We start from the raw sequence: 19,401 nt of genomic DNA on the forward strand, positions 1-19,401 counted from the left end.
CAGGAGGGTATCATCACCGGGTCACACCACCCTCCCACGTCATCACCGGGCTTGTCCTGGTGATCCCGCTTCTGAGAGGTGCCGCGCATTTCCGATCGGGATGGCCGGCACAAGTCCGGCCATGACGTGTGGAGGGAGCAGCACCGGGCTTGTCCCGGTGATCCCGATCGAAAGACCGCCGAGCGCATCCTGCGGACGAAAGCAGGCCGCACTCAACGATAGGCCGGCCAAGTGCGGAGCATCGGATCCGGTCCCAAACCTGGGTCCACGTTTCACGTCCGATGCGCGAGCGTTGCTTGAAGGTTTGCCCGGGATGGGAGTCTCAGCCGGTCACAGGCTTCAATGCACGGTGCTGTTCAGCTGCATGGAATGGAGAAGCGTGCCCTGGGAACACACGATGTCGAGCCGCCATCCGGACCAGTCCGCGACGTCCGAGCCGATCTCGCAACGCAGTTCGGTGACGGCAAGGAGCGCCTGATCCTTGGCACTCTCGAGGTCATGAACTTCGATCCCTGTATTGTCGACGATCTCTTCGTGATCGTTCACAAGGTGAAAGAAGCAGCGCATTTCGGGACCGTCACCCTTATGAACAGGCTGGAATCTGCTATCCGCTTTTGCCAACGAAGTGAAGACTCCACCCCGGCCCGGCAGTCATTCGTCTTTGGTCGAAGCCTCGCCCACAGGGTCGAAACTGTTCAACTCGACCCAGCCGATATCGGGCCGCGGCGCCGGAACGAGATAGGCCCGCCCATCCTCGAGGCGCTCGATCCTGCAAGCGATCGCCCGCTGGTCTCCGGGAGGACGATACACGACGATCGCCCCGACCTGGATCCGGTCCGAGTTGCTGGCGGTCGGGGTCTCAGGAACCGATGGCGGCTCAGAGGCCTGGAGCGCGTCCGGGCCGCCATTCGCCGCCCTCACCCGGTCGAGAGCCGCGATCGCCAATCTCGCCCTGTCGCGATAGCGCTCGCCCACGGACCTCAGGAGAGCGCCGCGCGTGCGCCCGGGATACCACGAGGTGCCACCGGCCTTCGCCAGTTCCTCCGCAACGGCTTCAATCTCTTCGTCTGTCACGCCCGCCCCCAGACATTCTACGCCACCCTTAGGAACCATTGCACAACCTGCTTGAGGAGAGTTTAACGCAGAGTAATGCACGAGTTATATGCCAGAAGTGGCAGATCGCCAGAACTTTAGTACTTTGCCCGACAATGCGGCAAGGAAATACCCCCCGGATATCGGCACCTCTTTCGATACGGTCAGGCCACGATGAGCCGCAAGTCGGGCCCATGAAATCGACCGGCCGTCGTCGAGACTGCACAATCGGGGAATCGGGACCTAGTCCTGCCGTTCGGGGCGCCGTCACACGGACGCCACATGAATGACCTCGTCGACCTCGTCCGTCACGGCGACGATCCAATAGCACTCGTGCCTGCTGTCGTGCATCAGGCCGCCCCGGAGCTCCGCCACCGCCCGGTCGGCCGCCCCACACGCCATGGCGGGATCGGGTAATTCGACGCCTTCCCGATCCCAGACGAATGTCTCCTTGGAGCGGAGATGGAAATAGTAACGAGGCATCTCGTTTCCCTCCGTCGCGGTGACCTCGGCACAAGGGCGTAATCGGATCGGGTCAGCAGGTCTGAAGCATGAGAGCGCCCTTATACCGATAGAACGAACACGATCCGGCCCGCCTCGTCGGTGATGACGGTGATCCTGTCGGGCATGCCCCCGATGGCATTCAGCAGAGCATCCCAGGGGGCACAGGCCCCCGCGTTGTCGGGTTCGAAGGCCGATCTCAAGCTGGGCAGATCGACGCCTTCCCGATCCGGTATGAGACGGTCCGCAAGCTGAACATGGAAATGATAGCGGGTCATCGGGCCTTCCAGCTTCCGTCCCATCCTAAACTACACGACCCGAGCTTGAGCGCTTTAACGCAGGTTATGAAAGCCGCGGACGAGAGGCGTTTTTGCCGGAAAAGCCACCGGGCGGATTGACGGGCCGAGACCGCTTCGTGCCGATATCGGCATGATCGCCCCGCGAGGCGATGAGCGCGCCACGTCGGGCGTACGACATTCTTTCGTCCGGGGTGCGAATCGGCCCTCGCATCCCGATGCACGGACGATCTGCCGCCGATGCGGCCCGTGCCCAATAACAGTTCTCAACGATTGAAATAGAGGCCGCGAGCAATGTTTCCGGGCTTGACGGCGGGAGGCGGCGGACCGGAGTGGGAGGACCGGCTCTCCGAATGGTGCCGACCATCACCCTTAGAGTTCTTTCCTAGCCGATGAGCCAGTCTCCGGCACCTTCATGATGACTACCTCCGATGCCGGTCAATCCTCAGGAATAGCCCGACCAAACCCGGCGAAAGCTGGTTATGCAGGCTGGCCTCCCTTGTCGGAAAAGGACTGCTTGCATGGCCCTGTTTATCGACGCGTCGAAGCACGGCGTGAAAGCCAATGACGCAATGGACGATACGGCCGCTATCAACGCTGCTGTCAAAGAAGCGTACGAAACTTACCGCAACGATCCAACCGCAGGTCGCGTCACGGTCGTTCTGCCGGCCGGCACCCTTCTGGTCAAAGGCAACGGCGACAAGAGCGACGGCGCGGTCGAGATGCTCACCGGCACGGCCCTGCAGGGTGCGGGCATGGGCCAGACGATCCTCAAGGTGGCGGACGGATGGGCCGGCAGCATCACCGGGGTGGTTCGCACCCCCTTCAACGAAGAGACGAGCAACGTCGGCGTGTTCGACCTCACCATCGACGGCAATCGCGGCGCCACGACCGGCAAGATCGACGGCTTCTACACGGGCGTCGAGCCGGGAAGCCCGCGGCAGGACAGCGACATCCACGTGGCGCGCATCGAGGTGATGAACTGCTCCGGCTACGGCTTCGACCCGCACGAGCAGACCCTGCGCCTGACCATCGAGAGCAGCGTCTCGCACGGCAACGGACTCGACGGGTTCGTGGCCGATTACATCGTCAACGGCATCTACAGGAACAATCTCGCCTACGGCAACGACCGGCACGGGTTCAACATCACCACGACGACGACCGGGCTGCTCCTGGAGAACAACATCGCCTACGGCAACGGGTCGGCCGGCGTGGTCGTGCAGCGAGGTTCCGAGAACATCGGCTGGCCGAGCAATGTCCGGATCGTCGGCGGTCAGTACTACGGCAACCTCAAGGAAGGCGTTCTGCTCAACATGGCGGCCAACGTCACCGTCGACGGCGCCACGATCTTCGGCAACCAGGGTAACGGGGTGCGGATCGAGGGCTCCACGGGCACCGTCGTCCAGAACAGCTTCATCTTCAACAACGCTCAGGTCGGGGACAACCAGCTCGACGAGATCAGCATCCGCATGCGGGTCGATTCCACGACCGGGCTGACCTACTACTCGTCGAACACGCAGATCCTGAACAACACGATCTACTCCGACGGAGCGGTCGATGCACGCTACGGGATCCGCGAGGAGCCCACGAACACCGCAGGGGGCAACACCTTCATCCGGCTCGTCGGGAACGCGATATCGGGCACGGATTCAGGCGCCATCTTCACATCGAAGCAGACCTGGATCGGATCCGCGAGATCCAACTCGTTCAAGGGCACGGGGTTTGATGAGGACCTGAGCGGGCGCTCGGGCAATGACACCATTCGGGCAAGGAGCGGCAACGACCACGTATCCGGTGATGGCGGAAACGACAAACTTTATGGGGATGCCGGCAAGGACTACGTTTCCGGCGGCAAAGGGCACGACAGCCTCAGCGGCGGCGCCGGCAACGACATCCTGAGCGGCGACGCGGGCCGCGACGTCTTCATCTTCGACAGCAAGCTCGGAAACTTCAGGACGGATCGCACGGTCAACTTCGACACGATCCTCGACTACTCGGCGAAGGACGATTCCATCTGGCTCGACAACGCCGTTTTCCGCAAGCTCGGACCAGGCTCTTCGGCGAACCCGGCCAAGCTCGATGCCGGCTTCTTCCATGTCGGCACCAGGGCCGGGGATCCGGACGATTACATCCTCTACAACAGGAAGACCGGCGTTCTCTCCTACGATTCCGACGGCTCGGGTTCCCGCAAGCCGGTGGAGTTCGCCCAGCTCAAGAAGGGCCTTGCCCTGACCTACCACGACTTCTTCGTCGTGTGAGACCGGGGCGGCCCGTCAGGCCGCGATGACGATGTTGCGGCCGCCGCGCTTGGCCTGGTAGAGCGCGGCATCGGCCCGCCGCAGCAGCGCACCGGCGTCGGCTCCCGTATCGGTGATGCAGCCGACGCTGACGGTTGCCACGCCCTGGCCGCCGAGCGAGGCGGCCCCGTCGGCCGCGAAGGCGTGGCGGATTCGATCCGCCAGGAGAGCGGCCTCCCGGGAACCGCCGGCCAGGATCGCGCCGAATTCCTCGCCGCCGAGCCGGCCGTAGGTCTGCTGCGGGAGATGCGCCGCCAGCACCTCCCCGAAGATGGTCAGGATCCGGTCGCCCGCATCGTGGCCGAAGCGGTCGTTGATGGCCTTGAAGTTGTCGAGGTCGAACAGGAGACAGGACGCCGGCTTGGGTCCGAGCCGCCCGAGGAGCCGGGCAGCATTCTCCATGAAGGCGCGCCGGTTCGGAACTCCGGTCAGCGCATCGACGAGGGCAGCCTGCCTGTACTCGGATTCGACGCTCTCCTTGGCCATGGACAGAAACATGAAGGCCAGGGTCGGCCCGAACATGACCAGCAGGAGCGCCATGGAGGGCGACCATCGGCTTGCGAAGGTGTCGATCCACGATACGGAGGTGAGGCCGATCCCGAGCATTCCCCGGGACAGATTGAACACGGCCAGCGCCAGCAGAAGCAGGACGGAGACCCGCGAGGAGGCCAGCGGTCGCGCATCATGGCGACCGAGCTCCCAGGCCGAGAGCATCGAATAGGCGAAGGTGATCAGGGACGCGACGATCAGCCGGAAGCCGTGCGAGCTGTAGATGAAGGGAAATGCCGCCATCCAGACCGCGACCCCGGCGATCATCGCGGTCGCAGATACGGGGCGGCCGTTGAAGACCCGGCATCCCGTGTAGAGAACCCCATAGCACAGCAGGGCCAGGGCATTCGCCACGAGCAGGATTGCGTAAGCCGGCTGTCCGTGGGCCAGATTGGCCGATCCGATCCCGACGGCGATGAGCCAGAAGGCGCTGCCCCACCAGGCGAGCGCCCTGACCCTGCGATTCAGCACCCAGGAGAAGAGCAACAACGTTCCGAGCACCGCCGAAAGCAGCACGAAGGCAACGGTGAGCGTGGCAGGATCAAGGACCATCGGAGAGGCTGCCGTAGAGTTCGACCAGAAAGCCGCAGAGGAACCCCGACGACCCATCCCTAGGGATGCATGTGACGCTATCTCCCATCCGTCCGCCGATGTCCAGAACCCCGCCCTGCGGCGGATCGGGCGGACCCGACGGGAAGCGCCTGGAACGAAGGATTTTCCTCGGCATTGGTCCTGACGCGATATGATATCGGATAGGGAGACTTTCATGGGCCTGTATCACCGTCATGGCGTCCAGAGCACGGCCGCCATCGCTGGCCACCCCCTTCACCACATGCTGATCGTCTTTCCCGTGGCCTTCCTGATCGGGGCGTTCGGAACGGACATCGCCTTCATGGCCACCCAGGATGCATTCTGGGCGCAGGTGTCCTACTGGCTCCTGATCGCCGGAATCGTCACCGCCCTCGTGGCCGCCGTGCCGGGCCTGATCGATTTCGTGACCATCGACCGGGTGCGCAACGTCTGGGTCTCCTGGGCCCACATGGTGGCCAATCTCGTGGTGGTCGCCCTGGCCCTCGTCAATGTCGGCGTTCGCCTCGACGATCCGGCGGCCGGCGCTCAGGGATGGGGCCTCTGGCTGTCCGGCATCCAGACCGCCCTCCTCCTGTTCAGCGGCTGGCTCGGAGGAGAGCTCTCCTACCGCTACGGGATCGGGGCCATCCGGGACTATGGCCCGAAGGCCGAGCAGTTCCATGTGGAGGTGGACCGGGCGGACGTCGCCGCATCCTATGGCCGGCGGAAGACGGGATCGGACGTGTGATCCCGTCGGGGCGGCTCGCCTTGCCACGGCCGGGCTTGGGCCGCTACATTCGAGCCCGTCATGAAGCGATGCGCCCTCGCCCTTCTTTACGTCAGCCTTGCGACCCCCGGCCCGACGCTGGCGGCAACCGCATGCCCGCCGGGCTTCGCGATGCTGCAGGCGTCCGACACCTGTGTGCGCGTCAGCGGCCGCGTGAGAGCAGACACGGTGGTGGGATCGTCACGCGCCCGATCCGCGGACACCTACGGGACGCGGGCAGGCGGGCGCGTGCAGCTCGATGTGAGGAAGCAGACCGAATATGGGCCGGCCCGAGCCTTCATTTCGGTGGGAAACGAGCGTCGCTGACGGACCGATGGGACAGGAGCGCCCGAAGGCGCCCCGCTCGAACCGGATCAATACCCGTCGTCGTAGTATTCTTCACGGTAGTAGCTGCGCCGTGGCGCCTCATAGGTCCGGTAGGCCGGCCTCTCATAGGTCCGGTATGCGGGCCGGGCCGTCGCGGCAAGCGCTCCGCCGAGGATCGCACCGGTCACCCCGGCCGCGATGGCGGCATTGTTGTTGTGTCGCCGCTGAACGTAGTAGCGGGGCGCCTGGTGGCTCTTGTAATGCCCATAGGCGTGGCCTCTGCTCTTCCCGGGGCGGGCATCCACCGCACCGCTGAAGGACGTTGCGGCCAGAAGGGCTACGCTTACTGATACCAAGAGTTTCTTCATCGTCGATTCTCCGGAACTCCGATCAAAGGCGGGAGAGGGATCCTGGTCCGGATTCCCCTCCCGGCTCTCGCCGGTGTTGAGTTTACTGGTTCGGGGTACTGCCGCCCTGGGACGAGGAACCGCCCTGCTGCGGCAGGCGCATGTTCGTCGAGCTGCTGCCCGAGTTCGAGCTGCCGCTGCCCGCGTTGCCGTTCATGTCCGTCCGGCTGCGCGTCGACACGGTTCCCGTCGTCTCGGGAGCGCTCGACCGGGTCCGGCTGGTCGAAACATTCACGTCATTGGAGCGACGCTGCTCGACCGATACGCCGACGCTCGGCGAGGTGTCCTGGGTCCGGCGAACCGTCGTGCGGCTCCTCACGGAGACGCTCGGCTCGTTGACCTCCTCGTAGCGGCGCACGGTCCGGCGGCGAACCTCGACCGGCTGCTCCTCGACCACATGGTAGCGACGCGTCTTGGAGACGACCTTGTTGGTCCGCTTCGTCTTCTTCACGGCCACTTTCTTGGTGGGCTTCTTCTTCACCACCGTGCGATGGATTTCCGTGTCGGGCTCCTCGTAGGTCGTCACGCTGCGGCGGCGGGTGACCGACACGCTTGGCTCATCGGTCTCGTGCACCGTGCGGGACCGCACGGAGACGCCGGAGCGCTCACGGGTCTCGATGCCGACGCGGGTACCGGATTCCTCACGGTCCCGGACATTGATCTGAGCCCCGGAGCGCTCGGTCCGGGTCGCGCCGGTCGTCTCCGTCTGGGCCCGGCTGCCGCTGCCGGACTGGTTGCGCAGCATCTGGTTCGAATCCGAGGAGGATTGCGAGGACGTGCTGGTGTTGCTGTTGGTATTCGTCTGCGTCGAAGTCTGGGCGTAGGCCGCGCTGCTCAGCAAGAGAAGGGCGGCACCGAGAGCGATTTTCTTCACGGAACCATCTCCATAACAGTAAAGGTGGGAGATGAACGCCAACCCGTTGAGACTGTTCCCAATAACTTTAAGTAACGGATCTTATCATGCGACGGCGGGGCGAAGATGAACAAACGTTCAAGAACATGAATGTCCAGATCTCTCGAGCGTCCGCCAGGAGCGGCCCGCCGCAACCGTCAATCAACTCTTTACCATCATGATGAACAATGCTCGTCAGCGCGATACAGCTTAAGTTCATGGTCATGGCCATAGCTTAGCGCTATCGTGGTTTCATCGGGACGGGCAGTCATGGCGATTTTCAAGGCGTTCAACGCAGCCGGTGTGGGCTTCAACATGGCCAGCACCGACAGCTCGGGCTGGGCGTTCATCGGGGCTGATCCCTCGGTGACAACGGATCTCGTTTACGACGACGGCGCCGTCGCCGAGTACGAGATCGACGGCAGTCCGATCGTCGACTCCTTCACCGCCCGCTATTGGAGCGACGGCTACACCGTCGTGATCGACGACTTGGTCTACGAAAACTTCGGCCAGACCATCCTGTCCATCGAAGATCTCGATCTCCACACGACCGTCGACGAGCTTCAGGGCTATGCCTGGTATGTGACGATCAACGGAGGGAACGACACCTTCTACGGCAATGATTACGACGATGTCATCCGCGGCGGATCGGGCGACGACGCCGTCCTTTCCTACGATGGCGACGACATCGTGTACGGCGACGCCGGTGAGGACGATCTCTATGGGCTCTCGGGAGACGACGACCTGTACGGGGGTGCCGGCCGCGACGTCGTAAGCGGCGGGGCCGGGAGCGATTACCTGAGCGGTGGCTCGGACAACGATACGCTGACGGGAGGTTCGGGCAACGACTACTTCGTCTTCGACAAGCGGCCGACCCGAAGCAACGTCGACAAGATCACGGACTTCCGGCCGAGCGACGACACGATCATGCTCGACGGCCATGTCTTCACCCGGGCGGGCCGCGACGGCTGGCTCTCGGCGGCGGCCTTCACGACCGGGCCGGCTGCCCGCGATGCCTCCGACCGGATCATCTACAACAAGCAGACGGGCGCCCTGCTCTACGATGCCGACGGAATCGGCGGCGTCGCGGCCGTGAAGTTCGCTCAGCTGAAGGCCGGTCTGAACCTCTCCAAGGCCGACTTCTTCATCTTCTAGAGCATCGGACGGACCCGGAGGGCCGCTGGCGTGGCCCGCTGGGTCCGCGCCGAACGATGCGCCGCTTCAGGAAGTGAGCATCGGACGTGAAAAGCGGGCCCAGGTTTCCCGTGCGATGCTCCACTCTTGGCTGTCCCCTTGTCCGTGCCCCTGTCTTGATCGCTCGGCCGATCCACCACCACGTCATCACTGGGCTCGTCCCGGTGATCCCGCTTGTTTGAGACGCGGCGCTTTTCCGCATCGGGATGGCCGGCACAAGGCCGGCCATGACGTGGAGGGTGTTGTCACCCGCTCACACCACTCTCCACGTCATCACCGGGCCTGTCCCGGTGATCCCGCTTCCGTAAGGCGCCGCGCTTCACCTTATCGGGATGGCCGGGACAAGCCCGGCCATGACGTGTGGAGGGCGGCAGGAAGGCGAGGCCCGGCCATGACGTGCGGAGGGTATTGTCACCGGCCCTTGCCACCGTCTCCATGTCATCACCGGGCTTGTCCCGGTGATCCCGCTTCCGAGACGCGCCGCACCTCACCAGATCGGGATGGCCGGGACAGGCCCAGCCATGACAGGGGACGGTGGAGCGCGATCCGTGTGTGGCGCGGGCCTAGAGCATCCGATGTGAAAAGTGGCCCGCTTTCGCCGCACCACGCGCTCGGCTGCGTCGGACCCCGAGGAGCCATCACGACGGCCCTGGAAACAGGGCCGTTTCCTTTTGCCCTGCCGGGGAGCCTGGGCAAGCAGCCATTCCTGAGCCGCACATCGGTTAACGTGGCATTAGGACGTTATGCTACTAAAGCATAACAGACCTACATTATCACCACTCCTCTTTTGCAGCGCACACACTTATATCCGCTCTGCAAACGCAAGAACAAAGGCCACCGGTCAAAGGGGCCGGTCACTGTTAGGAGCTTCCCATGTTCGTATCGTACATCCTGTCTAAAGTCCGCGCTTACATGCGTTATCGCGAGACTGTCCGTGAGCTGTCGCTGCTTTCCGACCGCGAGCTCGATGACCTCGGCATCTCCCGCTTCCAGATCGATAGCATCGCTCGCCAGAACGCTCTCGCGTAAATTTCTGCTGCATCGCAGCAAAAGGCCCGAGCCCGCCTCCCGGCGGGCTTTCGCTTGTCTGGAGCCCTGTCCGGACGCCTGTCTGAAGCCCTCTCAGAGGCTTCAGCGGCCGCCCGACACGGACAGGTTGGCCCCGGCGATGTAGGACGCCGCGTCCGACATCAGGAACAGCACGGCCTCGGCGATCTCCTCCGGCTCCCCGATCCGGTTCATGGGGATGTGGGGCCGAATGCGCTCCACCCGGCCGGCATCCTGGGTGCTGCGCTCGTGGATGTCCGTCATGGTCATCCCGGGCGAGACCGCGTTGACCCGGATCCCCTCGCTGGCCAGCTCCTTCGCCATCCCGATGGTGAGCGAGTCGACCGCGCCCTTGGAGGCCGCGTACCAGACATATTCGTTGGGACTGCCAAGGCTCGCCGCGACGGACGAGATGTTGACGATGGCGCCGCCGGCTCCGCCCCGGCTGGTGGACAGGCGTCGCGCCGCCTCCCGGGCCACCCAGATCGCCCCCAGGACATTCACGTCGATGCAGGCCCGGATGGCGTCCGAGGAAGCCTGCTCCAGCCGGCTCGACTTGCCGGTGATGCCCGCGTTGTTGACCACATGGGAGATCGGGCCCAGGACGGACTGGGCCTCGTCGAACATCCGCACCACGTCGGCTTCCACGGCGACGTCGCCTTGGCACGCCACCGCGGACGCTCCCGACGCGCGGCAGGCCTCGAGCACCCGTTCGGCGGATTCGCGCTCGGACCGGTAGGTGATGGCGACATCGTAGCCGCGCGCGGCGGCGAGCTGCGCCACCGCGGCCCCTATGCCGCGGCTTCCACCTGTAATAAGGACGACGGGGCGTCTGGATTGCATGACGTTCTAAGCCTTCCCAAAAGTAATTCGGCTCAACTTGACCAGCGCTCCCCATGGAGTCAACAAAGCCGCTCGGGAGAATGATCATGAGCACCATCGAACCCATCCATGTCATCGGCGGCGGGCTTGCCGGCTCGGAAGCGGCCTGGCAGATCGCCCAGGCGGGTGTGCCGGTCGTTCTTCACGAGATGCGCCCCGTGCGGGGCACTGACGCCCATAAGACCGAGGGGCTGGCGGAGCTCGTCTGCTCCAATTCCTTCCGCTCGGACGACCCGGAGACCAACGCGGTGGGCCTGCTGCATCAGGAGATGCGCACGCTCGGCTCCCTGATCATGGCCAAGGGCGACGCCAACCAGGTTCCGGCCGGCGGCGCGCTCGCGGTCGATCGCGACGGGTTCTCGAACGCAGTCACGGCCACGCTCGAAGCGCACCCTCTCGTCACCATCGAGCGGGGCGAGATCGCCGGCCTCCCGCCGGAGGAATGGTCCTCCGTCATCGTCGCCACCGGGCCCCTCACCTCGCCGGCTCTCGCCGAGGCGATTCTCAGCCTGACCGGCGAGACGTCGCTCGCCTTCTTCGACGCCATCGCGCCGATCGTCTATCGCGAGTCCGTTGACATGGACGTCGCCTGGTTCCAGTCGCGCTACGACAAGGTCGGACCGGGCGGCACCGGCAAGGACTACATCAACTGCCCCATGACCCGGGAGCAGTACGAGGCCTTCGTCGACGCGCTGATCGCCGGCGACAAGACCGAGTTCAAGGAATGGGAGGCCGACACGCCGTATTTCGACGGCTGCCTGCCGATCGAGGTCATGGCCGAGCGAGGCCGCGAGACCTTGCGCCACGGCCCCATGAAGCCGGTCGGCCTCACCGACCCGCGCAATCCCGACAGGAAGCCCTACGCCATCGTGCAGCTGCGCCAGGACAACGCGCTCGGGACCCTGTTCAACATGGTGGGCTTCCAGACCAAGCTGAAATACGGCGCGCAGACCGCGATCCTGCGCATGATCCCGGGCCTGGAGAACGCCGAGTTCGCGCGGCTCGGCGGCATCCACCGCAACACCTATCTCAACTCGCCCAAGCTCCTCGATCCGACCCTGCGCCTGAAGGCGATGCCGCGCCTGCGCTTCGCGGGCCAGATCACCGGCTGCGAGGGATACGTGGAGAGCGCCGCCGTCGGTCTCATGACCGGACGCTTCGCCGCCGCCGAGCGGCTCGGCCGGCCGATGGAGCCCCTGCCGCACACCACGGCGCTCGGGGCGCTGATCAACCACATCACCGGCGGGCATATCGAGACCATCGACGAGGGGCCGCGCTCCTTCCAGCCCATGAACGTGAATTTCGGGCTTTTTCCGCCGCTGGCCCAAGCACCGAAGGCCGAGGACGGCAAGCGCCTGCGCGGCCCCGCCAAGGCCGTCGCCCGCAAGAAGGCGCTGACGGACAGGGCCAGGGCCGATCTGGCGGCCTGGCTGTCGGGCGGGGTTCTGCCCGCCGCCGCGGAGTAAGCCGGGCCCCTGGAGGGTGGCGCCAGCCGGGTGCCTCATCCTCCCACGTCATCACCGGGCTTGTCCCGGTGATCTCGATCGGAAGACCGCCGAGCGCATCGTGCGGACGAAAGCGGGCCGCACTCGACGATGCCACAGCCAAGAGGGGAGCATCGGATCCGATCCCAAACCTGGGTCCACTTTTCACGCCCGATGCTCTCATCCAAGAAGAAAGCATCGGATGGATCCCAAAAGTGCAAGTCCACTTTTCACGTCCGATGCTTTAGAACGGCCCGCGCCAGAGCGCCCAGATCCGCCGCCATTGCGGCAGGTCCACGGGCGTGTGGAACGGATCGTAATCCTTCCGTTCCATGGCCCTGAGATACGGTTCGACCAGGGCGATCGGCTGAAAGGCCGGCTTGGCCGGGTCGGGAACCGTTGCGCGCAGCTTGCGCGCCTGTTCCAGGTGCCTGCGGGCGACCGCGCGGAGATCGGCCAGGGCGCCTTCGAGACCGGGCCCACCGCGTCCGGTCACGATATCCTCGCGCACGACCCCGTGGCGGGCCAGGAGATCGGCCGGGATGTAGACCTGCCCCTGTCGCGCATGATGCGGGAAGGCCCGGAGAAGCCCGGTGACGGCATAAGCCACGCCCGCATGGCCGGCCGCATCCGCGGTGCCCGGATTGGATCCGTCGGCCAGGACGAGGCTCGCAAGCTGGATCAGGCTCGACGAGGTCTCGCCGCAATAGCCCTCGAGATCGTTCAAGCTCGGCATGGGATCGTCGTAGAGATCGAAGATCCGGGCATCGATCAGGTCGACGAAGGACTGACGGGGCAGGCGGAACTGGACGATGGTGTCGTCGAGCGCAGCCGCCACGGGGTTGGCCCGCACGTCGCCCCGCGCCTCGCCCTGGAGGGCGTCGCGCCACCATTGCAGGCGGATCTCGCCGACGAGGGCCTCGCGCACGGCCTCGCGGACCCGGGCGACCTCGAAGTTGAAGGCATGGAGCGCGTAGAGGTGCGGACGCTTTTCGGCAGGCGCGAAGAGGCTCGCCCAGTAGCGGTCCGGATCGGCCTCGCGCACGAGCGCTTCGCAATGGGCGAAGTTGGCAATTGCGTCCGCCATGTCAGGGAACGGCGATCAGGGCGGCGCCGACCTTGCGGTTCTCGCCGAGCAGGATGTTGTAGGTGCGCGCGGCGGCGCCCGTCTGCATCACGTCGAGACCGATCCCCGCCTCGCGGAAGCGCGTGCGGAAGGACGCCGGAATGGCCGCGATGTCGGTGCCCGTGCCGAGGAGCAGGAGATCGATGGCATCGGCCTCCGCGAAGACCGGATCGAGCGCCTCGTCGGTCAGCTCGGCCACGGAGCCGACCGGCCACGCCCTGATGCCCGACGGCAGGGCGAGCAGGGATCCGCGATGGGACATGTCGGCAAAGCGGAAGCCGCCGTTGCCGTAGGCGTCGAACGGATAGCGTCCCGGCAGGAAGCCGTCGTAGAGGCGACCATCGCTCATGGTCCTACTCCGCTGCGGCGGCCCTGCCCTCCGGCACCTTGACGGTCTCCGACCCGCGCAGACCGATATAGATCAGCATGGGCGACGAGATGCAGATCGCCGAATACGTACAGATGACGACGCCGTAGAGCATGACCTGCGCGAAGCCCTGGATCGCCTGCCCGCCGAAGAGGACCAGCGCCAGGAGCGAGAGCGCCGTCGTGGTCGCCGTCATGATCGTTCGGGACATGGTGGTGTTGATCGAGAGATTCAACAGCTCTTCCGCCGGCATCGCCTTGTAGCGCCGCATCAGCTCGCGGGTCCGGTCGAACACCACCACCGTCTCGTTGAGCGAGTAGCCCACGATGGTGAGAATGGCGGCGATTGACGTCATGTTGAACTCGTGCCGGGTGATCACGAAGAACCCGATGGTGAGCACGATGTCATGGAGCGTGCCGATGATCGACGCCACCGCCAGCTCCCGCTCGAAGCGGAACCAGAGATAGAACAGGACTGCGATGACCGACAGCACGATGCCAATGGTGCCGGATTGAACGAGCTCGCCCGACACGCGTGGGCCGACCGTCTCGACCCGGCGGAAATCGTACTCGTTGCCGAAGGTGTCGCGGGCCTTCTGCACCACCGCCGTCTGCGCGGCCTCGCCGCCGGACTGGATCGGGAAGCGCAGCGAGACCTCGCCGGAGCCGCCGAATTCCTGCACCTCCACGTCGCCGAAGCCGAAGCTCTCGGCGGTCTGGCGGATCTGGGCGACGTTGGCCTGGCCGGACTTGGCCTGGATCTCCATGAGCGTGCCGCCCTTGAAGTCGATGCCGAAGTTGAGCCCGACCGTCATCAGCACGATGGCGGTCGCCACCGAGATCAGGGCCGACAGCGGGAACGAGAAGCGCCGCAGGCGCATGAAGTCGAAATGGGAGTTTTCGGGCCAGAGGCGGATGAGGCGCACGATACGCACTCCTTAGAACGGAAGGGCTTTGGGACGCATCCACTGATACCAGAGCGCGATCATCATGCGCGTCAGGGTGACGGCGGTGATCACCGTCGTCAGGATGCCGAGAATGAACACGACGGCGAAGCCGCGCACGGGGCCGGAACCGAGGAAGAACAGGATCACGGCCGCGATGGCCATGGTGCTGTTCGAATCCACGATGGTCGCGAAGGCCCGGTCGAAGCCGGCCTGGATGCCCGACACGATCGACCGTCCGGCATGCACCTCTTCGCGGATGCGCTCGTAGATGAGCACGTTGGAGTCCACCGCCGTGCCGATGGTGAGCACGATGCCGGCGATGCCCGGCAGGGTCAGGGTCGCTTCCAGCACGGACATGAGACCGAAGATCAGGCCCACATGGACGAGGAGCGCGATGTTCGCGATGAGGCCGAAGATACCGTAGGTGGCGAACATGAAGATCACCACGAAGATGGCCGCCACATAGGTGGCCATCTTGCCGGCTTCGATGGAGTCGCGTCCGAGGCCGGGGCCGACGGTGCGCTCCTCCACGATGGTCAGCTTGGCCGGCAGGGCGCCGGAGCGGAGCAGGACGGCGAGATTGTTGACCTGCTCGACCGTGAAGCTTCCCGAGATCTGGCCGGAGCCGCCCGTGATGGGCGACTGGATCGTCGGGGCCGAGATGACCCGGTTGTCGAGGACGATCGCGAGCTGACGGCCCAGGTTCTCGGTGGTCGCCTGGCCGAACCGTTGGGCTCCGCGGATGTTGAAGCGGAAATTGACGATGGGCTGGCGGGTCTGGCTGTCGAAGGCCGGCTGGGCATCGGTCAGGTCGCCGCCTTCGGCGATCACCCGGCGCTCGACGGGAACGCGCTGTCCGCCGGCATCCTCCATGGGGAGCAGGTCGACGTCGGTCGCGCCCGGCTGGGCCAACAGGCGGAACTCGAGGTTGCCGGTCTCGCCGAGCAGGGCCTTCAGCTGCTGCGGATCCTGAAGGCCGGGAACCTGGACGAGGATGCGGTCGGCGCCCTGGCGCTGGATGCTCGGTTCGGTCGTGCCGCCGAAGTCGATACGCCGACGGACGACCTCGATGGACTGGTCGACGGCGCGGCGCACGCGCTCGTTGATGCCCGCATCCGTGTAGGTCAGCGTGATCACCCCGTCGGGGGTGGTGTTGATCGCGATGGTGTTGTTGCCGCTCTGGCCGATCACGGCGTTGCCGATGGGCTGGGCCAGCTCCCGCAGGCGCGGCAGCAGCCGGTCGCGGTCCGCGGCATCGGGCACGCGGATCTGCACGCCGCGCTGGACCGTCTGAATGCCGTTCTGGGACGACACGCGGGTGTCGCGCAGGATCCGGCGGACGTCGTCGCGGAGGATCGTGACCTGGCCGCGCAGCAGATCCTGGGCGTCGACCTCGAGCAGGACGTGCGAACCGCCCTGCAGGTCCAGGCCCAGGACGATGGCGCGGGACGGAACGAGCCAGGACGGGACCCAGCTCGGGACGGCGTTCAGGAAAGCCTGACGCTGCTCGCGATTCATCGTGCTCGGAACCGCAAGAAGCAGGCCGATCACAATGATCGCCACGGTGGCGATGATCTTCGACCTCGAGAAGCGCAGCATCGTCAGCTCAACCTTTCTCACTCACTTGGCCGCATTCTGGAGCGGCGAACCGGCCCTCGTCCCAAAGGGAAGGGCCGGCCTTTTGTCACATCAGGCCTTGACCGGCTCGCTCTTGGAGCGGACCTCGGAGATCATGGCCCGGGCCACCTTCACCTTCACGCCGTCGGCGATCTCGACCTCGACATCGGCCGAATCCTCGAGAACCTTGGTCACCTTGCCGATGATGCCGCCGGACGTGACGACCGTATCGCCGCGGCGGACGTTCTTGATCATCTCCTGGTGGGCCTTCACCCGGCGCTGCTGCGGACGGATGATCAGGAACCACATGATGACGAATATGAGGATGAACGGGACGAATTGAAGGATCATCTCCGTTCCGCCCCCGGCCGGGGCCCCTTGTGCGAAGGCAGGTGAAATGAACAAGCGGCTCTCCATGGATAAAGGCGCGTGGCAGGCCCGATTGGGGCCCACCCGCGCCGGACGGGATGACAAAGCGTGGCGGACTATACCCATCGACTCGCCGAAATCAATGAAGTTGAAGGCCTTTCCCAAGGCTCCTGCGGGGTTGCCGCCCTCCCCCCGTCGGGCGCATGGCCGGTTTCGCAGCGCGGCGGGTCCGCGACCCCGATCCGGCCTCTCCCTTCAGGAGGCGCCTTTTTGCTCCCGAGCCGGATCCCCCTTCGCCGAAAAATGCGCTAAGCACGCCTTCCTTGCCTCACTTATTCTTGAAGTCAGATCCCATGCCCGCCGACATCACCTCCCCCGAATCCCTGGCGCTTTTGACGCGGATCGCCGAGGCCCTGGAGCGCCTCACCCCGGCCACCGCGGCTCACGCCGACGTCACCGGAGCCGATGCCTTCGTCTGGCAGGCGGCCGGCCGCAGGCTCTCCCCCGTGCCGAAGGTGAACCGGGTCGAGATGAGCCTCCTGCGCGGCATCGACCGGGTCAGGGACCAACTGGCGGAGAATACGCAGCGCTTCGCGCGGGGCCTGCCGGCGAACAACGCCCTGCTCTGGGGCGCCCGCGGCATGGGCAAATCGTCCCTGGTCAAGGCGGTCCATGCGGAGATCAACCATGGCAAGGGGGGCGATGCCCGCCCCCTCAAGCTGATCGAGATCCACCGGGAGGACATCGAGACCCTGCCCGACCTCATGGGTCTGCTGCGGGCCGATCCGCACCGCTTCATCGTGTTCTGCGACGATCTCTCGTTCGACGCGGACGACACCTCCTACAAGTCGCTCAAGGCCGTGCTGGAAGGCGGCATCGAGGGCCGGCCCGACAACGTGATCTTCTACGCCACCTCGAACCGGCGCCACCTGCTGCCGCGCGACATGATGGAGAACGAGCGCTCGACCGCCATCAACCCGGGCGAGGCTGTCGAGGAGAAGGTCTCCCTGTCCGACCGGTTCGGCCTCTGGCTCGGCTTCCACAAGTGCAGCCAGGACGAGTATCTCGACATGGTCTTCGCCTATGTCGACCATCTGGGCCTCCAGACGGACCGCGACTCCGTCCGCGCGGAGGCTCTGGAATGGGCCACCACCCGCGGCGCACGCTCGGGACGCACCGCCTGGCAGTTCATCCAGGATCTGGCCGGCCGTCTCGGCAAGGCGCTCTGACAAGGCGCTCTGACAAGGCGCTCTGAATCGACAAGGGGACGGTGGCTGAGCTCCACCGTCCCCTCATTCGACCAGCTTCGATAGGCGAAAGCTGACCTGAACCGTTGATCCGATCAGCCGCCGAGGTGCTTCATGGGGTCGACCGGCTGGGCGCCCTTGCGGATCTCGAAGTGGAGCTGCGGCGAGGTCACGTTGCCGGTCTGGCCGGAGGTGGCGATCACCTGGCCACGCTTCACCTGCTCACCGCGCTTGACGTTGAGCGAGCCGTTGTGGGCGTAGGCCGAGACGAAGCCGTTCTCGTGCTTGATCAGGACGAGGTTGCCGTAGCCCTTCACCTCGCTGCCCGCGTAGGTCACCGTGCCGGCTTCGGCCGCCTTGACCGGCGTGCCTTCGGGAACCGCGATGTTGATGCCCTCGTTGCCGCCATTGGCGCCGAAACCGGCGATGACCCGGCCGCGGGCCGGCCAGCGAAAATCGCCGGACACGCTCGCGGTCTGCTCGGGCTCGGCGACCGGAGCCTTCGCGGCCTCCGGCTGCGGCGCCGGCGCGGCCGGCTGAATGACGGCCGGCTTCACCGGCTCGGGCTGGGTCAGGGCGGCCACCTTGGGCTGCTCGACGACCGGCTTCGGCGCGGGCGCCAGAGGCTTCGGGGCGGGCGCCAGAGGCTTCGGGGCGGACACCAGCGGCTCGTTCGTGGCGGACGCGACCTGCATCGGGGCGGATTTGGCGGAAGCCGGCGCGGCCGGAGCCGGAGCCTGAGCGGTCGTCGTCATGCCCGGACGAACGCGCTTCACCGGCTCGGCGGCGGCAACCGGCGTGGCGGCGGCCGGAGTCCTGGACGTGTCGACGAGGCGGAATTTCGGCTGGCTGGCCGGCTGCGCCGGGACCGAGTGAGCGACCGGCACGGGACGCGGCTGGATCGGTGCGGGAGCGGCGGCGATGCGGGTGGGCTGCGGCAGGGGCTGGGACTGCACGGGCGGCAGGGCCTGGGCCTGAACCGACGGCGTCGGCATCGGGGCCGGAGCGTAGGACGGCGCCGGCTGCGGCGAGGACGACGCGGTGGCGTCCATGCGCTCGCTGGCCGCGAACGGGTTGGAGAACGGGTTCTCGGCGAACCGTGCACTATCGGTACTGCAGGCCGCCGCCGCACTGCCGATCAACCCCACCAAGGCGATCCGCGACACCGCAACCCAATGCCCAGAACACACACGCAACCGCATCACTCAACCCCAACCGAACGCAACTCGATGAAGCCATTAAAAGCCTGTTCAGGTTAAGCATCGGTTGACGTTGCGCGGATTCCCGTAACCTTGTCCGAAAAAAATTCGGTTGGGTTGGAACCCACCGAAAAGTGGACATGTTTTCGGCGCGATGCCTCGAGCATCGGACAATCGGCATAGCCGTCTCTCCCCTCGACGTCATCACCGGGCTTGTCCCGGTGAT

At 65.5% G+C, this 19,401-nt stretch carries 21 protein-coding genes; 7 read left to right on the forward strand and 14 right to left on the reverse strand.

Features of this window, described 5'->3' with window-relative positions; genetic code table 11:
- Window positions 1-339: 339 nt before the first annotated feature.
- The 4 genes from OCW50_RS12780 to OCW50_RS12795 form a co-directional block, all read right to left on the reverse strand.
- Complete coding sequence (locus tag OCW50_RS12780; RefSeq protein WP_262267639.1) at window positions 340-567, reverse strand: DUF6894 family protein; 228 nt, start codon at window positions 565-567, stop codon at window positions 340-342.
- 84 nt (window positions 568-651) lie between these two features.
- Entirely contained in the window at window positions 652-1,074 is a 423-nt protein-coding gene (locus OCW50_RS12785) for a hypothetical protein (protein ID WP_262297786.1), read from the reverse strand.
- A gap of 285 nt (window positions 1,075-1,359) precedes the next feature.
- Window positions 1,360-1,575, reverse strand: a complete 216-nt coding sequence (locus OCW50_RS12790) for a DUF6894 family protein (RefSeq protein WP_262297787.1) — start codon at window positions 1,573-1,575, stop codon at window positions 1,360-1,362.
- A gap of 80 nt (window positions 1,576-1,655) precedes the next feature.
- Window positions 1,656-1,871: a DUF6894 family protein gene (locus tag OCW50_RS12795; protein ID WP_262297788.1), complete on the reverse strand. Its 216-nt coding sequence runs from the start codon at window positions 1,869-1,871 to the stop codon at window positions 1,656-1,658.
- 539 nt (window positions 1,872-2,410) lie between these two features.
- On the opposite strand from OCW50_RS12795, the gene OCW50_RS12800 reads away from it, so the two are divergent.
- Entirely contained in the window at window positions 2,411-4,147 is a 1,737-nt protein-coding gene (locus tag OCW50_RS12800; protein WP_262297789.1) for a right-handed parallel beta-helix repeat-containing protein, read from the forward strand.
- Window positions 4,148-4,162: 15 nt separating this feature from the next.
- Here OCW50_RS12800 and OCW50_RS12805 read toward each other — a convergent pair whose 3' ends face one another.
- Window positions 4,163-5,287, reverse strand: coding sequence for a GGDEF domain-containing protein (locus OCW50_RS12805; RefSeq protein ID WP_262297790.1), 1,125 nt, complete (start codon window positions 5,285-5,287; stop codon window positions 4,163-4,165).
- Window positions 5,288-5,501: 214 nt separating this feature from the next.
- Here OCW50_RS12805 and OCW50_RS12810 point away from each other — a divergent pair, with 214 nt between their 5' ends.
- Both OCW50_RS12810 and OCW50_RS12815 read left to right on the forward strand, forming a co-directional pair.
- Window positions 5,502-6,053, forward strand: a complete 552-nt coding sequence (locus OCW50_RS12810) for a DUF2231 domain-containing protein (protein WP_262267633.1) — start codon at window positions 5,502-5,504, stop codon at window positions 6,051-6,053.
- A gap of 60 nt (window positions 6,054-6,113) precedes the next feature.
- On the forward strand, window positions 6,114-6,398 hold the full coding sequence (locus tag OCW50_RS12815) for a porin (RefSeq protein ID WP_262267632.1): 285 nt from the start codon (window positions 6,114-6,116) through the stop codon (window positions 6,396-6,398).
- A 47-nt stretch (window positions 6,399-6,445) separates the two neighbouring features.
- Here the strand turns inward: OCW50_RS12815 and OCW50_RS12820 are convergent, their stop codons facing one another.
- Together OCW50_RS12820 and OCW50_RS12825 are read right to left on the reverse strand one after the other, a co-directional pair.
- Window positions 6,446-6,766, reverse strand: a complete 321-nt coding sequence (locus OCW50_RS12820) for a hypothetical protein (RefSeq protein WP_262267631.1) — start codon at window positions 6,764-6,766, stop codon at window positions 6,446-6,448.
- A gap of 82 nt (window positions 6,767-6,848) precedes the next feature.
- Complete coding sequence (locus tag OCW50_RS12825; protein ID WP_262297791.1) at window positions 6,849-7,679, reverse strand: hypothetical protein; 831 nt, start codon at window positions 7,677-7,679, stop codon at window positions 6,849-6,851.
- Between the two features lie 288 nt (window positions 7,680-7,967).
- Between OCW50_RS12825 and OCW50_RS12830 the strand changes: the two genes are divergently transcribed.
- On the forward strand, window positions 7,968-8,852 hold the full coding sequence (locus OCW50_RS12830; RefSeq protein WP_262297792.1) for a calcium-binding protein: 885 nt from the start codon (window positions 7,968-7,970) through the stop codon (window positions 8,850-8,852).
- 912 nt (window positions 8,853-9,764) lie between these two features.
- Window positions 9,765-9,920 (forward strand): DUF1127 domain-containing protein, encoded by a 156-nt coding sequence (locus OCW50_RS12835; RefSeq protein WP_262267628.1) that lies wholly within the window; start codon window positions 9,765-9,767, stop codon window positions 9,918-9,920.
- Window positions 9,921-10,022: 102 nt separating this feature from the next.
- On the opposite strand, the gene OCW50_RS12840 is transcribed toward OCW50_RS12835, so the two are convergent.
- Window positions 10,023-10,781, reverse strand: coding sequence for a glucose 1-dehydrogenase (locus OCW50_RS12840; RefSeq protein ID WP_262297793.1), 759 nt, complete (start codon window positions 10,779-10,781; stop codon window positions 10,023-10,025).
- 86 nt (window positions 10,782-10,867) lie between these two features.
- Between OCW50_RS12840 and trmFO the strand changes: the two genes are divergently transcribed.
- Window positions 10,868-12,286, forward strand: coding sequence for a methylenetetrahydrofolate--tRNA-(uracil(54)-C(5))-methyltransferase (FADH(2)-oxidizing) TrmFO (gene trmFO, locus OCW50_RS12845; protein WP_262297794.1), 1,419 nt, complete (start codon window positions 10,868-10,870; stop codon window positions 12,284-12,286).
- A gap of 262 nt (window positions 12,287-12,548) precedes the next feature.
- Here trmFO and OCW50_RS12850 read toward each other — a convergent pair whose 3' ends face one another.
- The 5 genes from OCW50_RS12850 to yajC all read right to left on the reverse strand — a co-directional run bounded on the left by OCW50_RS12850 (window position 12,549) and on the right by yajC (window position 16,765).
- Entirely contained in the window at window positions 12,549-13,391 is an 843-nt protein-coding gene (locus OCW50_RS12850; RefSeq protein ID WP_262267625.1) for a phytoene/squalene synthase family protein, read from the reverse strand.
- Window position 13,392: 1 nt separating this feature from the next.
- Window positions 13,393-13,779: an Mth938-like domain-containing protein gene (locus tag OCW50_RS12855; RefSeq protein ID WP_262267624.1), complete on the reverse strand. Its 387-nt coding sequence runs from the start codon at window positions 13,777-13,779 to the stop codon at window positions 13,393-13,395.
- 4 nt (window positions 13,780-13,783) lie between these two features.
- On the reverse strand, window positions 13,784-14,722 hold the full coding sequence (gene secF, locus OCW50_RS12860; protein WP_262297795.1) for a protein translocase subunit SecF: 939 nt from the start codon (window positions 14,720-14,722) through the stop codon (window positions 13,784-13,786).
- 12 nt (window positions 14,723-14,734) lie between these two features.
- Complete coding sequence (gene secD / locus OCW50_RS12865; RefSeq protein ID WP_262267622.1) at window positions 14,735-16,342, reverse strand: protein translocase subunit SecD; 1,608 nt, start codon at window positions 16,340-16,342, stop codon at window positions 14,735-14,737.
- Window positions 16,343-16,432: 90 nt separating this feature from the next.
- Window positions 16,433-16,765, reverse strand: coding sequence for a preprotein translocase subunit YajC (gene yajC / locus OCW50_RS12870; protein WP_247654589.1), 333 nt, complete (start codon window positions 16,763-16,765; stop codon window positions 16,433-16,435).
- A gap of 317 nt (window positions 16,766-17,082) precedes the next feature.
- Between yajC and OCW50_RS12875 the strand changes: the two genes are divergently transcribed.
- A complete protein-coding gene (locus OCW50_RS12875; RefSeq protein WP_262297796.1) occupies window positions 17,083-17,958 on the forward strand; it encodes an ATP-binding protein in 876 nt (291 codons plus the stop codon).
- A 113-nt stretch (window positions 17,959-18,071) separates the two neighbouring features.
- Here the strand turns inward: OCW50_RS12875 and OCW50_RS12880 are convergent, their stop codons facing one another.
- Window positions 18,072-19,124, reverse strand: coding sequence for a M23 family metallopeptidase (locus tag OCW50_RS12880; protein ID WP_262297797.1), 1,053 nt, complete (start codon window positions 19,122-19,124; stop codon window positions 18,072-18,074).
- Window positions 19,125-19,401: the final 277 nt, after the last annotated feature.

It is taken from the genome of Microvirga sesbaniae, from assembly GCF_025460805.1.
Lineage (GTDB): Bacteria > Pseudomonadota > Alphaproteobacteria > Rhizobiales > Beijerinckiaceae > Microvirga > Microvirga sesbaniae.